The sequence below is a fragment of the Vibrio sp. 2132-1 genome (assembly GCF_033344315.1).
Window position 1 is genome coordinate 72014 of sequence record NZ_JAWPON010000019.1, and the last position, 13155, is coordinate 85168.

Annotated in this window: 11 protein-coding genes; 2 read left to right on the forward strand and 9 right to left on the reverse strand. The window is 38.2% G+C overall.

The genetic code is table 11. The features are described 5' to 3' along the window. Nucleotides 1–136 precede the first annotated feature (136 nt). The 6 genes from R8N47_RS19355 to R8N47_RS19380 form a co-directional block, all read right to left on the reverse strand. Nucleotides 137–718, reverse strand: a complete 582-nt coding sequence (locus tag R8N47_RS19355; RefSeq protein WP_054574998.1) for a DUF2913 family protein — start codon at nucleotides 716–718, stop codon at nucleotides 137–139. A 299-nt stretch (nucleotides 719–1017) separates the two neighbouring features. Beyond that, nucleotides 1018–1281, reverse strand: coding sequence for a hypothetical protein (locus tag R8N47_RS19360; RefSeq protein WP_025633930.1), 264 nt, complete (start codon nucleotides 1279–1281; stop codon nucleotides 1018–1020). Next, the gene (locus tag R8N47_RS19365; protein ID WP_155486753.1) at nucleotides 1274–1447 is read right to left on the reverse strand and encodes a hypothetical protein; all 174 of its coding nucleotides are present in this window, start codon (nucleotides 1445–1447) and stop codon (nucleotides 1274–1276) included. The genes R8N47_RS19360 and R8N47_RS19365 overlap by 8 nt, the downstream gene beginning before the upstream one ends. A 255-nt stretch (nucleotides 1448–1702) precedes the next feature. Continuing rightward, nucleotides 1703–2020 carry a hypothetical protein gene (locus R8N47_RS19370; RefSeq protein WP_025633931.1) on the reverse strand — a complete coding sequence of 106 codons (318 nt, stop codon included), beginning with the start codon at nucleotides 2018–2020 and terminating at the stop codon, nucleotides 1703–1705. A gap of 18 nt (nucleotides 2021–2038) precedes the next feature. Then, nucleotides 2039–2758, reverse strand: coding sequence for a hypothetical protein (locus R8N47_RS19375; protein ID WP_025633933.1), 720 nt, complete (start codon nucleotides 2756–2758; stop codon nucleotides 2039–2041). A 215-nt stretch (nucleotides 2759–2973) separates the two neighbouring features. Then, the gene (locus R8N47_RS19380; RefSeq protein WP_025633934.1) at nucleotides 2974–4053 is read right to left on the reverse strand and encodes a hypothetical protein; all 1080 of its coding nucleotides are present in this window, start codon (nucleotides 4051–4053) and stop codon (nucleotides 2974–2976) included. Between the two features lie 742 nt (nucleotides 4054–4795). On the opposite strand from R8N47_RS19380, the gene R8N47_RS19385 reads away from it, so the two are divergent. Beyond that, entirely contained in the window at nucleotides 4796–5806 is a 1011-nt protein-coding gene (locus R8N47_RS19385) for a RepB family plasmid replication initiator protein (RefSeq protein WP_158083951.1), read from the forward strand. A 1121-nt stretch (nucleotides 5807–6927) separates the two neighbouring features. On the opposite strand, the gene R8N47_RS19390 is transcribed toward R8N47_RS19385, so the two are convergent. From R8N47_RS19390 to R8N47_RS19400, 3 genes are all read right to left on the reverse strand, one after another. Next, on the reverse strand, nucleotides 6928–7692 hold the full coding sequence (locus R8N47_RS19390) for a hypothetical protein (RefSeq protein WP_025633937.1): 765 nt from the start codon (nucleotides 7690–7692) through the stop codon (nucleotides 6928–6930). 116 nt (nucleotides 7693–7808) lie between these two features. Further along, nucleotides 7809–8150 (reverse strand): hypothetical protein, encoded by a 342-nt coding sequence (locus tag R8N47_RS19395; RefSeq protein WP_042776211.1) that lies wholly within the window; start codon nucleotides 8148–8150, stop codon nucleotides 7809–7811. Next, complete coding sequence (locus R8N47_RS19400; protein WP_077202323.1) at nucleotides 8147–9298, reverse strand: DGQHR domain-containing protein; 1152 nt, start codon at nucleotides 9296–9298, stop codon at nucleotides 8147–8149. Before R8N47_RS19400 ends, R8N47_RS19395 begins: the two co-directional genes overlap by 4 nt. Nucleotides 9299–9445: 147 nt before the next feature. Between R8N47_RS19400 and R8N47_RS19405 the strand changes: the two genes are divergently transcribed. Beyond that, nucleotides 9446–13153 (forward strand): hypothetical protein, encoded by a 3708-nt coding sequence (locus R8N47_RS19405; RefSeq protein ID WP_139351517.1) that lies wholly within the window; start codon nucleotides 9446–9448, stop codon nucleotides 13151–13153. Nucleotides 13154–13155: the final 2 nt, after the last annotated feature.

A 13155-nucleotide genomic window follows, 5' to 3' on the forward strand; every position in this document is an offset into this window, starting at 1 on the left:
AGTTTTATACTTAATGGCAGCCATCAGAGTACGCCGCCATTTCTAAAACGTTTATGTCCAACTTAGAACTAGCTGGTGAAGCCAGTTCATGGAAGATAGAATGAGCGGGCGTTTAAATGATGGCTAGCCAGCTTTTTTAAGCTGGGTGTACTAAGATGTGGGCTTGATGTTTCTCGGTGTTCCACTCTTTCATTTCAGCAAGAAATAGGCCGTGAGCATTAATCGATTCAATTAATTCAGGTGCACGCTCTAGTTGGATAAGCATCGATAACGGGGTGAGTTGATTGTGTTCTTGGTCAAAACCGTGTTCGACTTGTTCCTCTAGCATATAAAGAATCCCAGGCTCCGCTTCACTACCCTCCTCAAACAGTCTTGATTCGATACCCTCTACGTCATAAAGGTGTACGAGTAGGTTATAAAGCTTTTCAGCACCGATGAGTTTTGTATGCTTCGATTGTGAATTAAGTTGATGCAGTTTCATTTCTAGGTTCCCACCTTTTTTTCTTGCTAAGCTGATCATCAGTTTGATGTCTTTTTTGATATTCGATAACGACTTATCGTTGAGCTTTGGCTTAAGGTACTTTATCAGTATGTCATTGCGTGATTTTACTGGAACAAAACGGGAAGATGCGGAAACCTGACACAGCAAATGAAGCAGGGCGTGGGTAATGACGTTGTGAAGGTTGTGGTAGTAGTCAAAGTCTCGTTTGATTTGCATAGCCAAGGTAGCGTTGTGGGTGGATTATAAGAATATTGGGGCTGGGCGTTTTAAATCAACCTTAATAATGAGTTCGGGAGTAGTTTCCCAGACATAGAGTTGTTCATGGATTGCTAATGTTTGATTTTCCGAAAATGATAATTGTCCAGAAACGTATTTGAATGGGACCGCTCAATCTGTGGATGCTCAAGACAACCAGCATGAAACTTTATTCCTCTCCTACACCAATACATCCCAGACCAATTAATAAACCAGGTCATCATATTGCATGATATGGGGCCTATTTTTTTATCTAAGGTTCACCTTTTACGATGAAGCCTTTCGTTGGCCTTTTTGTGCTTTTGATAGCAACCCATCGAATCTGTGCCGCTAAACATAGCCTTCCTGCGTCGTTCGTAAGCACTACTAGGATTTGAGTTACCTTTCTTCTCTTTTCGTTGTTCACTTGATAGAAACCTGTTAAGTGCTTCATCAAATGAAGATGTATCACTCTTAAATGCCCATCTCACTGCTAACAAAAAACCTGCAACCAATAATGTGCCTAGAAGTACTTTCTCACTCATTTGGTGACTCTTCTGTTGAGCTCTTACTATCTGTTGTCAACGTTCCAATTAACTCATCATCAACTGGACATTCATTGCATCGGTTCAGACACTGTTCTTTAACAGGGACTGACACACTACAAAGTTCATCATTGCTCTGTTCTATAAGTGTTTCAAGACGACTCATTATTTCCTTCCTATAGTTAGGCATTAAGCGATTGTGATTATAGAAAATTCATCCATTTCCTAAATTTACTGAGACAAAAGGTCATGACAGTTTGAGCAAACACCTTGCTGTTTTTCTCTATCCACTTTTAGCCAATAACATGCCTGGGAGTTCTCAAAACATGCATTATTATCACTACACCCGCAGCCAATGCAGACAGCTTCTTTAGGCTCAGGTCGAATATTATAAATAGATAAATCTACCATGCTTTCCCCTTTAATCATTTGTCTTAACGAAAGGGTCGGGACAATCATCTAAATCAACAAAGTGTCTGTCTGCGATTTCTTCTATCTTCGGATACTCTTCTATGAGATCGAAAACCGACCTACCTTTGAGGTCATAGTCGAACTGAATTCCAGCTCTGAACCAATAATCGATCTGTCTATTCAAGCAGTTCTTTGCTGTAGATTTAGTTGGCTTTTTAAGTAGTTCCTCTAAATCTTCAGAGTCAACATAACCACCCGTCATGTCTTCAGCACAGCCAACTTTTTTAAACAAATACTCCCAGTCGGCGTACAATTCTTCGTATGTCATTGGTGAATCTTCTCCTGGTTAAATAGACTTCATGTTCTTGCGTCGTTTAATTGCATCAACCTCACGATTGTAAGCCTCTAAAGGCTCAAGTAAATGAGCATATAGCTTTTCATTTTTGATGTACTCATCATGATTTATTAGTGCCTTAAGTTGTGCTACGGACTCTTTAATTGGCACTCGTACTACCCAAGAGTCTGTTTCAAAAGAGAATTGCCATGCTCTTTTAAAATAATTTTCGAAAGCGTTTAGAGCCTTACTTCTCATAGTCCAAACATTACGCCTTCTTAATGCGTGATCACTCTCTAAATAGTGATTAGCAATATTATCGTTAATGTCTATCTCCCAACTCTCAGGATCTAAAACAGAACTAGTAAAGTGAGCGACCGTCACCCATAGGCACAGCTGTTCTCGTGTAAAAGTATCCGGATTGGAATTAAGCGAATCTAATACCTCAATAGCATATTTTTTCGCTTGTTTATTGATGTTTGCTAACTCTTGAGCCTTACGTTTTTCGATACGGGCTTTCTTCTCTTTAATTTTGGTAAACTTTTCTTTTGCTTTACTCAAAGCCTTTGCTGCGACTTTCATCGCTTCAATTTCTTCGAGTTCAAACAAGTCTCTAGAGAATGGGTCTTCGACTACTTCTTTTAGAAGTCCATTTGATAGCTTTGTTAGAGCTGTTTGCTTTTTGCGGGTACGTTCGGATGTCCAGTGCTTTGTGAAGTCTAAATCTGACAAAATGTTTCCCTCTGAGTGCTGATTTATTAATTAGTGTCAAACGTTAAATCAAGTCGAAGTGTTTCTGATTAACTTCTATACCCATGCCTAGTTTCTATCCAGTACATACAGCTAAAATCTAGCGCTATGACCTTGTAAGTGCGACAGGGAGCAAAGGGAATCCGAGTTAATGTGTTTAGTTAGTGGAAGCATTAATCGGAATCCCCGAAAATCAACTAAAGCACGTTCGAAAATGCAGATGTATATTGAAACTCATAACCCATATCTTCGAGTTTCCATAGTAAGTCTCTATAAAACCCCCTTAGAGTGTCCAGAAGCTCATATAGAGCTGACGATCCTTTATATTTATAGTCCTTGTCCGTATCTACAGCTAAACGATGACAAAGAGTGGATAAACCATCTAAAGAACTCAGAATGTAACCGGTATTAACTAGTTCAAGTGCACTGCTTATAGTTTGTCGAGTAGATTCTGACTGAGAGCTTGCTTTATACATTGTCGCCAGCTCATCAAAGTACTGCTTACCATCCCAATACTTAACAGCTATTTCTTCTAAAGAGATTGGTTTAAATTGGCAAAATACATCAAGCATTGAACACGCCTTTAGAGCTTCAACCTTCTTGAGTGTATCTTCTAAGCCGCATTCCAAGGTTAATGGAGCGAGTAATGAAAGGTACTTTCCATCTTTTGAAAGTGAGACCTCATCCAGACTTAAATCGTCTAGCGCACCAATTATCGCACTTTGGTTTTCTTTTGGAACATCAGATATATCAAGTTGAACGAGGGTATGATCGTCTTGGTTGATAACATGAGCCTTAGATTGGTGAGACTGCACTTTCTCTAAAGTGAAGATATCCTGGGTTATGGGCAGTTGGATTAACAGATGTGTGTCTGATTTTGGTAACTCGCTAACTTTCAAACACCCATAAATGATATCCAATTGTTGTCGAGCGGATATTAATTTAAGTTCAGTAGCATGAAAGAGCAAAATTGAAAACCTGGCAACCGAGAACTTGTCTAAGCACTTATTTCCACTTTCATACCATGATACCAAGAAGTTCGTTATGTTTAGAATGAACTTGGCACGTGATTCTGGTTTTCCTATAGCTGATATAGCTACATCCAATTCCTTCTTAAATGATCCCATCTTAGCCTGGAACTTTAGGCCAGGCTCAATATCAAGTTCATCTACCATTTGAATTGCGCTGTTAATCACCTTATTCATACAGCCATAAGAGACTAGTAAATTTTTAGCGTAGTTTAGTTCTTCTCTACTTACAAAAGATCTTCTTTTCATTTTAGCCCCCAAGCTATTACATATATTTCAACGGGATAGAACCGTTAATTCCCCATTAGTATAACAGTAAATACCATATTATAACAGTTGTTTGTGTATGATTTTTTAACTTTCTTTGTTTATATGACATGATGGTTCTGGAGAGCCTCGGAAGATTAAACCCATTGTGTTCGTGCGTATGATCCTTAAACCAAATGGTTAATTAAATGAATGATCTAAAGATCGTCATTGAAAATTTAGGGCAAATGCAAGCTGAGAGCGCCTCTATGCTTATGATTGGACACAACCCGGTATATGTGTCTAAATAGAGCAAATTAGCTCATATAGCTCTACTGAGTGGCTTTTTGAGTTAACATGCAAAAAAAGAACTATTACTACTTCTTTGTTCTCCAAGATCGTCCCTTTACCCTTCTAACTGATTAATTTCTAGACACTATTTAATAATAATATTTTTATTGATCTTATTAAGATCTTTTTTAAGATCTTATTAGGGTGTTGATAACTTATCTATGTTTTTATAATTCAAGTAGTTAGGAATTCGTTTAAGATCATCTAGGACGAAACACTATTACATTTAGGAAGATTTGAAGATCGCTTAGGACGACTTACCGTGCCATCTAGGACGCTTTCGGTTGTGGATAAGTCTGTATAAGTATGTATAAGGTTGGTTTGCTTACTTACTGGCACATTTAAGCCTACAATGTTACATTTGGTACAATTTCTTATTGTGTGTATCAGTATCATGACCGAGAACAACAGCAAAAACGATCTTACTGTTAGACAAGCGAACGCTTTAACAACGGCAGCTTATAGCCTTACTCGTTATGAGAAGCGGCTTGTATACATGTGCCTCAAGCGGATTAATCAGGAAAACCCTACTCCCGAACATTTAAAAACAATGGAATATGGTCAGTATCCGATCACTATTTCTAACAAAGAGTTCATCGAATACTTCGAGATAGATGATGAGTCGAAGAAAAACCTATCAAGAGACATACAACGCGCAGCACAATCTTTACATGAGAAAAGTGTGGTTATCTATCTTCCTGATGAAGACAGCAAAGATGGTGAAAAAGCTTATGATGCTATCCACTGGACCACTAAACAGAGCTATCGTCCTAAACGAGGACATGTAGTGCTGTATTTGAATGCTGAGTTGATTAGTATCATTAACCAAACCACATCAAACTATACACAGCTGCTGATAGGTGAAGCAGGAAACTTATCTTCCGTTTATACCATGAGGCTTTATGAGGCTATCAATCAGTGGAAGAATTTAAGAAATAACCTAATTCTAGATGTTGATTGGATGCGCTCTAGGTGGCAACTGCCCTCTTCGTATGACAGAACTGCGGTTCTTAAGAAACGTTGGCTTAACCCAGCAATTGAAGAACTTAATAAGTTGCACATTTTCAAAAGTCTTTCCTACGAGGATGTTCGAAAAGGTACCAAGACTGTCGCATTTAAGTTTACCTGGGAGCTTTCTAAAAAGGCCCCAAGTAAACTATCCCTTGCAAGGTCAGCAATCAAAGCTATCAATGCCAACCTTCAACCAAAGCAGAGTGAAATGGTCGCATTGACTGAGCAGATTGGAGAACTATTGCTGAATGGTGAAGATATATCCCCTGCTGTCCTAAGCGCTATTAAGAAGTTTGGTGAAGAGTCAAAAGATGCTAAAGGTACATCAATGAAGAAATCAGATGACGTCATTGATGTAACCGACTATGAAATAGTCACAGATGATGAAGATTAGCTTCAACTAGCACACCAAAGAAGTAAATTTCCATCCAACTAGCACATTCAACAATCAAGTGTGCTAGTTCTGCCTCAAAATACCGTCCTAAGTGTCACCTTTACCAGATATTGCTGGTGGCTAAACCTCTCAATAACTGTGATCCAACTCCCTAATTGTTGTTTTTTATCCGTGATTGAAGTTGTTTTGTGGGTGATGAAGACCCAATTCTTTCTTTATAACCTGCTTTTTTGCTTCCTTTGAATGAAAACCCTGTAAATGAAGGTTAAGCTAATTTTTCAGAACTCCTTCTAACGTATTGAATTATAAGGATAGTATCTATTGCTTCTAGTTGGAGGGGTGACACTTAGGACGAAAGTAAGGGATCAATGAATATGCAATGCGTTTTTTTCTCTATTTTCGTCCTAGGTGTCACTGTTCTATGGCGATGTTTTAATCGGATTTTTTATAAGTATATGTATTTTAATTGTTTTTCTGTGTCAAGAGCGTGAGGGGTGACATTTAGGACGGTTTTAAAATGATACTTTAAGAAGCAACAATGTGTGTCCAGTACTCTATAGAATAAAGCTCAAACTTAATGATTATAACTGACTGAAAATAAAAGATATTTTATTTGTGCCTTAGGCTGATATAAAAAGCTACACACTGGAGTCATACTTTCTCTACGTTCGATATACAGTAAAGAGTGATAGGTGACATCTAGGACGAAAACATTCGTAGGGGTAAAATGGTTTAGCCCAGTTGGGAATTTAAGAAAAGCTAGTTACTATAGATATCATTGAATATATTTAAAGCATTGAAAATAAAGATAAAAATCTCTTCTCTGTGACATCTAGGACGTAAAGCCTACTTGAGTATAAGAAAGTAGAAAAGCATATCAATGAGTTAAATATATGCGGTGGCACTAGATAGAAAACTTTCGTCCTAGATGTCACACTTAGATAGAGGTGTTCTTCTATCTTATTGATTTACTATGGTCCAATAGTGTCTGGGGTGACATTTAGGACGAAAACTAACGCTTTAAGAAAACGTCCTTGATGTACCACTTGTATATTAAGACCTGGTACACCAAGGAAGGTTTGTTTGAGAGGCCCAGAAAAGCTTTTACAAACTCAAGCTATCTAGTAATAGTAGGTCTTCCCGGATGGAGGTCGAGTGCTTGTGGTACCACCATTTACAGTTTTGTATCTGGAACCGGAAGGTTTGTTGTAATGTGCCCACCCTCTATACCTTACTCTCCATGGATCATCTGCACCCATTGTGTAGTATCCCATGTCAGCAAACGCAGCACGAGTTAAGCTTACTCTACAGCTAGGTGTAGCAGTTGATGTCACTGGCCCGGAAATTTCAAATAAACCAGCATTAGCGATTTCATCAGTGAGATTGTATATTTTACTATGATCAGTGATGGCTATTTTTGTGATCCCTTTGGTTTCCAGGTTATATGTTACAAGGAAATCAATGTTCGACGAGTTAGGCCAATATGAACCATAAGATGAGCTAAAGTACCCACTTGCTTTGCTGTCCATTGCGCTTTTAGCTCTTTTTGGAGAAAAACATGCTCCCCTTGCGACATTCACAGAAGCACATCCACAGTTAATAGTAATATCTACTGCCTCATCTTCATCCTCTCCAGGTTTGGGGATCTCAAAGTCCCCTACTGGATCATCTGGGACGGTTGGGAGCTCAACGATTGTTTCGTCAGAGATGTTTCTGGAGCCTAAAGTATCATCCAAGCCAACTGCACTTGTTTGGTTCATGTGTGAAGGAACCTTAATAACTTTATTGTAGCTCCCTGCATTGTGTGGTGCTTTGATTGAAGCAATTACAGAGGGGGCGGAAACCGCTAAAGCAATCCCCACTGTAATGAGATTAATGTTATTCATTGCAATCTACCATTGTCATTTATGGATAAAAAGCAATATAGGCCTTGAGCGAATTACAATCAACTTTAGTTTTCGAACTAAGGAAATTGGTTCACGGTTTCTTTTAAGGGTTGTACTCAACTTTCACCATAATTTGATTTGTTGGTGAAGGCGATACGGTACCGACAGTAGTGCTCTGCAAACTCGAAATCATCTTCATCAAAGATTGTGCTTTCGTTACACCATAACTTTTTATGTTCGTCACGTATCCTTACCGATTCAATGTGAATTTCAAATTTACATTGGACATCATTTAAGTAAGCAGATATGTGCTTTCCTAACAGTGGTTCTATGCTGTATATGTTGTACTCATTAACACCTTCCTTAATTGCTCGAGATAGACCCATTCTCGCCATTGTCATCGCATTAGGGCATCGATGTGCTTTCAGGTCTAAGTCATTACTCTCTGGTGACTTCATACTTCTTCTCCCACTGAGGGTAGTTCTAGTTCTTTACAAATAGCAGTAGCACAGCTTCTCTCTGAGCTGCGGATCATTCTGTATTTAATACTTCCATTTCTTGAAATAGATTTCTGTACTACATTATTCTCTAGCCAAAAGTCATGTGTAATATCTTTCACAGGCAATCGAACTATCCCATCTAGTACTGACCAATCAATGGGGGCTTTATGCATTCGAGACAAATGCTCTTCAAAGATAGATCGAATTACTATCGCAGTCCCTTTCCAAAATATACTTTTCGTGTACATAACATTTGGCCCTGAGTCTGAAAGAAACCTCATAGGTATAAGAGAAAAAAACTTGGTGAGGAATGGAGTTGTTAAGCGAATTATTTCAGCTTCGGTATCGCTTGAACCTTCAAGCAATTTGTTCATTTTTACAGGAGTTGTACCTAATGCGGTACAAATGAAATCGCCTAACTGCTTCAAGTCCATTAACTGGGATTTCTTGGGTTTTCCTGTGGTACTTATAAACCGCTTTAGTGAATGACCATCAACTAATACATTATCGAGTATCTGGTCCCTAATTAATCTGGAAAAGCTTTGCGAGCTGTCAAAGAATAAGTTTTGTGCTGATGTTGGTTTACGAAGGTGTAAGTGGTAGTCAGAAAATACCTGTCTAATCTTTTGAGTGACTGGCTCTAAGGTGTCCGTGTTTGTAACAATGAATTTAACTCCCAGCGTATGGTACTGAGTAGGACTAGCATTCGTAACTCTGTCCTTAAACAAATTCAAACGGTTCTGACCATCACATACAAGACGGTCAGATGAACTTTCTAATGTGGCTGTGACGACTTCTTTGTTACCAATAGATATTTCCTCATGGAGTTTTAATGAAGAAACAAAGACAGTAATGCTAGGGAGTACTGTATCCTCCCTATTGTCGAAATACTTAATCAAACCTTGTGCACGACCTTTCTCAAGGTCTCTCTGTCTTTTTTGATACTCATTTAAACTATCTGAGCTCTCTTCTTCAGTGAAGTTCTCAGCAAATTCTTTGCCTGTTATTACCCCCTCAAATACAGAAATGCCATTCGTGCAAATACCCTCGTTAGCTCTGAAGAGTACTAATTGAAGGTCTTGTTCAGAATAAATTGGTGTGTACATGTCTTGACCCGATGACTAAAAGAATAGAAGTAAAATACCATATAAATACACCTCCTTCAATATATGTGCACAAAAAAGTGCACTAAGTATATTTAAGTCTATAAAGTGTGTTTAAATATGGTATTATATAGTTGTCGGTCTTTAGTAATGGTTCAGCCAATGGTTAATATTTTTGAAACAACAAACCTAATAGAAAACGAATTGGTGGCTTTGCACGAGAGTGTTAGCTTCAAGTTCAATGCGGTTGTAGAAGAGTTTATAACGATTTTGCGATCTAGTGATTCGCTAGTGTTTGTTCCTTGCAGTATGGGTAAAGACTCCAGCACAGTTTTGAATGCTGCTTCTGAAGCTTATCGAGTTTGTATTCAAAATGGTTGGATCGAAAAAACTCGCCCCTTAATTGTTTCAACGGTTGACACTCTTTCGGAATCACTTCCAATGGTTATGTACACCAGGTGGGTTAAATCTAAGTTTATTGACTATGCAAAAGATAACGATATTAACGTTTACTACGATATTGTCACTCCGTCATTTCATGAAGAGTACGCGAACAAATACCTGACTAGTAATAAGCTAATACCAAATGCACAACGTAATAGTGACTGCAGCTCTATTCTCAAAATTGTTCCTAGCGAAAGATATTTAAAAAACCTATTGGACCGCTTTAAATCAGACGAAGAACTACAGCAATACACCCGTTTTGATGTGATTTGCGCTACAGGGCAAAGAAACAACGAGAGTACAAAGCGAAAAGGTAATATGGTTATTCAGGGAACCAGTGATAAGTCTATAAGTGATTTATTGAAAGAGATGAAAGAGTCTGACTTAAATACAGGCTACCCACTGTTTCTATACGCTCCAATACGTGACTGGTCTACCCAAGAGGTTTTCACTTCCTTAGAACTTTCTGGAGCTAAGCCTCTTACTCGTAGTTTAGCTGGGCTCCCTCCCCTTCCCGGCTTCCTTTCTGATTTCGCCCTGCTTTTGGCCATTTATGGGAATGCTTCTTCTGATGTCTGTGAGATTGCAGTAGGACAAAAGAATTCAAATGGTTGCAATGGATCTAGTCGATTTGGATGCACACTATGCACAATGGTTCAACACGATAAAACCCAAAACTCACTAGCTAAACATACTCGATGGAAAGTGTTTTTACAGGAAGAGGTTCTGCGCATTAGAGATTTCATGTTTCAGCTGAGTTGCAATATGGATGCGAGAATGATGCATGCCAAAGCTATCGATTTTGCAGCATATCAACGAGTAGCATTTCAGCCGAACGTTCTAAAAGTAAAGTATTTAGAAAAGTTGGTTAGGTATTTTGCTCAAATTTCAATTGAGTCATCTAAAAAAGCTGAAGAGTTCAAACGACTATATAAAAGTGGGTACGTCGACCAACATGAAGGCGTTATAGACATCAAAAATGATAGAAGCTTGAACGCTAAAGCCAGAAGAGCATTTCTTGATATGTACATTCAAGAGGCCCAGAAACCCTTAATAAACATTTTTTCTGAAAAGCATGCTGCTTATCTTTCGTTTAGATGGAGTCTAGATGGAGTAAATGCCCTTCCCTATAGACCTTTGGTTATCTGGAATGAACTTTTGAGAGGTAATGGCTGGATTCCTTATCCTAAAAGTAATGCAGAGTACGAATCTATTCATGGAAAAATCAGCATTAACTCATCGAAATTACCTGAAGCCGTATTAATGAAAACTCTTAATGTTGACAATGACCCAGTGCGGTTTATTGATAATCATAAGTCCTTTCTTAGCTACTGGGAGCGTCCAATAGATGCGAGCGATTTGAATGAAAGCGATTTTAACTGCACCACGAAGATCCTCCCTAAAACACAGTTACCTGTAAAAGTGAGTATTGCTCATAATTTAAAGCTGGAACCAATCAGCCAGGACACTTCTCGATCTAAACATTGTGATCTCTTAGGAAGGATTTCAGTGATGGTCAATGCTGAGAGAGTTGAACTCTTTGATTTGATTTCAAGTAACTCTGATAAGGTAATCAAGTTGGAGTGTAATGGACGTAAAGCTTCTAGTGCATTTTCAGAGTACTTTAAAACTAGTCTACTTAAGGGTTATGCAAACAAAAAAGCACTAAATTGGTATAACGAAATTGATGAGCAAATTAGTAGCATTGAATTTAGTTCTATCCAAGAAGCTACGAAAGTGATTTATGCATCCTTTAGTTCTATGTTTGGCGGTGGAAAGATAAACACCAAGCTTTCTATACCCTATCTATCGCATGTTACTGATATCCAATACCAGGAAAAGGCTCGAAAAGTTAAACCTTCATTAGATTTCACAAAACGTGTAGCAAAAATTAGATCAGGTAAACTTACTAAGGGAACAACAAGACTCTCTTTCTATAATCTTGAAACAAATCCAAGACTTCACTATGCGCATGCAGATAATCATAGAGTGCTTCACCCTGACATCGATCTCTTGGGCGAAGAAGTTAAAGATGTTTTTACACCAGCACATTATATTGACCCTAATGCCGCTCTAGGCGACAAGTTAAATATTGTAGTTAATGAAAGAACTCTCAGTCAGTGGCACTTAACCCAACCTTACGAAAGAATTAAAGCTGAACATGATCTTGCACTCATTCAGAACATAAGAAGACGTAGATTGTCTCTCTCTAATAGAAAACAATCAGTACGGTCCACGCAATTAGGAGCTGTGGCACGTTCTATGGTAGAGACAGGGGCCGTTAGGATATCGTTAAAGTACTACCCGACATTCCTCGACATAGCCAAGAGAACAGAGTTACTGTCAGAACTTGGTTGTTTCGACTACCAAGACATGAATGCATCAGAACTAAAACAATTGCCTTTTATGGTTTCTATGCAAAAGCATAGGATCGATAAAGCTAAGCTATTACTTCATGTTCGGGAGCGTAGAAACGCAATAAGACACAAAATAAAGCTGCAACTGTCTAGGCCGTTGGAAGGCTGTGAGAGTAGATTAAGGAATCACTGTGATAGATTGAAGAAATACCTGGCTCGATTTGGTGAATCAACTGTCAAGCTAAACAATCCCACACTATTCTTGACCGATAATCAGCCTCAGATTCATCGAACATTAAAGTGCTGGTCTTTATTAAGCTCAGACTCGTTCAAATCGATTGAAGAGTTCTACAAAAGTTCTCTCTCTACTAACCAACTAACAGAACTGAATGCTAAGCCATCTATTAAGAAGGAAATTACACACTTTACAATCGAACAGCTAAACTCAGTTGTTTCAGTACTAGAGCAATCTATTGCGATGAACTGGGCACTTAAAGGAGTGTATTCAAATGCCATTAATAGTATTGATAGTGAAACAGTTTCAAAAATCGCTAAGGTATCTAAAGACCTATCTAACTTGAAATTTGACGATGTTTTTAAGTATAAAAGTTCAGAGGAATATCTTTGTCTAAAAACTGAATTGAGAAATCTGAATGCAGCTCTATACACGCGACTAAGTAATATCGAAACACCAGCCTCAAATGTGATTAACTTAGACAAACAAGATTTTCTAGCTTCATTTAACCCAAGCGTAGAAAACTACTTAACTCGGTTGGGAGAATATGAGTCAAACCTATCTGAGGCTCTTATCACCCTCGAGTGGTTTAAAGCTCAAATTGAAGATATAAAGAGATTTTCTCTTCGTGAAACAATATCAAAGTTTTCACTCGAACAGCGTCTATCTCTATCAACGGATTTATGTACAATGCCAGTAAATACGAATGTTACAATTTCTCCTGATCGAGTCGATAGTAATATGCATACGACAAAAGTAACTAAACGTTCTACAAGAAATGTAACGCCAAAACCCTTACTCGAATCACTATTAAATCTATAAAA